General features: G+C 66.5%; 4 protein-coding genes and 1 pseudogene. 3 read left to right on the forward strand and 2 right to left on the reverse strand.

The window, feature by feature from the left end; translation table 11 throughout:
* On the forward strand, positions 1-420 hold a 420-nt coding region (locus ACE3UY_RS11150), incomplete at its 5' end, for a nitroreductase/quinone reductase family protein (protein WP_374687604.1).
* An 88-nt stretch (positions 421-508) separates the two neighbouring features.
* Here ACE3UY_RS11150 and ACE3UY_RS11155 read toward each other — a convergent pair.
* Both ACE3UY_RS11155 and ACE3UY_RS11160 read right to left on the reverse strand, forming a co-directional pair.
* Positions 509-1129, reverse strand: a complete 621-nt coding sequence (locus ACE3UY_RS11155) for a histidine phosphatase family protein (RefSeq protein WP_374687605.1) — start codon at positions 1127-1129, stop codon at positions 509-511.
* 103 nt (positions 1130-1232) lie between these two features.
* Positions 1233-1892 carry a restriction endonuclease gene (locus ACE3UY_RS11160; protein ID WP_374687606.1) on the reverse strand — a complete coding sequence of 220 codons (660 nt, stop codon included), beginning with the start codon at positions 1890-1892 and terminating at the stop codon, positions 1233-1235.
* 206 nt (positions 1893-2098) lie between these two features.
* On the opposite strand from ACE3UY_RS11160, the gene ACE3UY_RS11165 reads away from it, so the two are divergent.
* Positions 2099-2296, forward strand: coding sequence for a hypothetical protein (locus ACE3UY_RS11165; protein ID WP_374687607.1), 198 nt, complete (start codon positions 2099-2101; stop codon positions 2294-2296).
* A 75-nt stretch (positions 2297-2371) separates the two neighbouring features.
* Positions 2372-2637: pseudogene (locus tag ACE3UY_RS11170) on the forward strand (hypothetical protein); the annotation flags it as partial.

The following is a 2637-nucleotide window of genomic DNA, read 5'->3' on the forward strand; positions in this document are numbered from 1 at the left end:
ATGTGGTACAACGGGGTCATGCTCTGGCTGCTGCGCTCGCCACTGCACGGGGCCATCAGCCGCGACGTGCTGGCGGTGACGTATACCGGGCGCAAGAGCGGCCAACGGTATTCCGTGCCGGTCAACTACGTGCGCGACGGGGAGCGACTGCTCATCACCAGCACGCCGGCGCGGACGTGGTGGCGCAACCTGCGCGGCGGGCAGCGCGTGTCGCTGCGGCTGCGCGGCAAGGAGACGCCGGCCGTGGGCCACGTGATCGAGGCGGGGGAGGCGCTAGCCGAGGCGCTGGCCGCCTACTTCCGCGGCGCGCCGCAGATGGCGGGCTACTTCGATGTGAAGATGGTCGACGGCGAACCCGACCCGGTTGACCTGGCCCGTGTCGCCCCCAGCCGGGTGATGATCGTGCTGGAGGTAGAATAAATCAACCACGGATGAACACGGATTGAACGGATTCAACGGATTGAAACGATGGTTCAATCCGTTGAATCCGTGAATATCCGCGGTTGGTTTATTTCATCGGTTCCAGGTGGGCAAAGTCATTGAGGCGCTCCAGGTACGTCCAGCCGTCGCGGACATTGACCTGGCTGATGGCCGTGTGATAGCCGCCGACGAGCCGCGCGTAGGCAACCGGCGGCAGTTCCAGTAGGTGGAGGATCGTGGATTGGATCATGCCGCCGTGGCTGACCACGGCCACCGACTGGTCCGGATGACGGGCCAGTAGGTCGGCGCACCCGGCCGCCGCGCGAGCCAACACAACCTCTGTCGGCTCCGCGCCGGGCACGCCGGTCATAGGGCCAGTAGCCAACGCGGCCCATACCTCCGGGTAGCGCGCCGCGATCTGCTCACTCGTCAACCCCTCCAACTCGCCAATGCCGCGCTCGCGCCAGACGGGATCGAGCGTCGGCCGCAGGCCCAGTGCGTCGCCGACGATGCCGGCCGTAGTCGCCGCGCGCTCCAGGTCGCTGGCGTAAAGGTGGTCGATCTGCCAGCCGCGGCGCAGGCGCTCGGCCAGCAGGCGGGCCTGGGCCAATCCCGTCTCGCTGAGCGGCGGGTTGGCCTGTCCCTGCCACAGCCCGGCGTCGTTCCAGATGCTGCGGGCGTGGCGGATGAAAATGAGGCGAGTGGTCATGGAAGTTGTTAGTTGTTAGTTGTTAGTTGTTAGTGGTCAGTAAGTCAGTGGTCAGCAGCCGTTCGTCGGCGGTCGTCCCCCCTGCTCCTCCGCCCTCCTGCGCTCAGTAACGTAGATCGTCACTGAGGCCGGAGAGCGTCGGGCCGTCAATGAGCGTGATGGGCTTGTTGGCCGCCCAGTCCCGGGCCGCACCGGAGATTTCGGCTGTGGTGACGAGAAAGCCGTGATAGGCCCGTTCGTGCACCATCGTGCCGAACAGTTCGCGAACGATGTCGGGGCCGACGGTGTGGCGGTAGCGCTTGCACTGGACGATGGCCAGCCGGCCGTCGGGCGCGGAGACGGCCAGGTCTACGCCCAGGTCGCCGGCCCGGCCGCGCACCTCGACGGTGTAGCCGCGGCGCTCGAACAACTCGGCGACGAAGTGCTCGAAGGCGCGCGGGCTGAGCGCATAGAGTTCCTCGACAGTCATGCGCGGCCCGGTCGCCTCAGCCGCGATCGCCCACCGCTGCCACAGGATGAGCGCCCACAACCCGGCCAGCGTCAGCCCGGCCGCGCCGGTCATCAGACCCAGCAGGTCGAGCAGCCAGGCGGGCGCGCGGCTCAGCGCGTCGGCAGCCACGCCGTAGCGCCAGAGGCCCCATAGCACGAACGCGCCGGTGGCGAAGGCGACGAGCCAGGTAAGTTGGGTCAGGCGTTGCCGGCTGATGGCGTCCTCGCGAATGATGGGTGGCCGCCGGCTTCCGGCGGAGAGTCGTATCAGCATGGTGTTGTTTGATCCTGAAGGCTTATTGTAGTGTGCAAGTGGCGGGCGGCAAGTAGCGGGAAGAGCAGGGGAGCTGGGGAGCAGGGGCGAAGGGGAGCACTGAGTCCCACATCCTCGGATGCGGACGGCTTGAGAATAGAGCGTGCGTCGCACTTGGGGCCGTCTACCTGTCAGGTCTTCTATGTTCTGCTATAGTAAGTTCCACAATGGTCACAAAACGACAGTTGGGGTTGATTTTTATCTTGCTAGGCGTGGGCGCGGCGGTGGGAATGTTCGCCATCGACCTGCTGGGGGCGGGCCAGTTCCAGGGCATCGGCCCGGCGCAACGCCGCGCGCTGCTGGCCGCCGGCCTGGCGGCGCTGGTTGGCCTGTCGCTCTTGCCGCTGGGCGACCGGCCGGCGTGAGGGATAGCAGCCGACTACTGACCTACTGAATACCGACTTACTGATCACTGCATACTTACCACTGACCACTGCCCCATGACCGACGACCCTCAACCGGCCTACATCGCCCCCGCTCCCCCGCGCCCCCGCGCCCCCGCGCTGGCAAAAGCCCTCACCTGGCTGCCCCGACTGTTGATCGCCGCGGCCGTCGCCGCCTTCATCGGCTACCTGATCGTCTACGTCATCTACGCCGTGCAGCTGTTCCGCTTCCCGTTCGACTACGACCAGGGGGAGGGGTTCGAGCTGATGGACACACTGCTGTTCAGCCGCGGCGAGTGGCCCTACCGCGACAACGACCAGTA

The sequence above is a fragment of the Promineifilum sp. (SeqCode) genome (genome assembly GCF_041918635.1).
Taxonomy (GTDB): Bacteria; Chloroflexota; Anaerolineae; order Promineifilales; family Promineifilaceae; genus Promineifilum.

Excerpts from the sequence above, each read along its gene's own strand:
- ACE3UY_RS11155 (WP_374687605.1), bottom strand. The coding sequence starts at position 1,129 with ATGACCACTCGCCTCATTTTCATCCGCCACGCCCGCAGCATCTGGAAC.
- ACE3UY_RS11160 (WP_374687606.1), bottom strand. The coding sequence starts at position 1,892 with ATGCTGATACGACTCTCCGCCGGAAGCCGGCGGCCACCCATCATTCGC.
- ACE3UY_RS11165 (WP_374687607.1), top strand. The coding sequence starts at position 2,099 with ATGGTCACAAAACGACAGTTGGGGTTGATTTTTATCTTGCTAGGCGTG.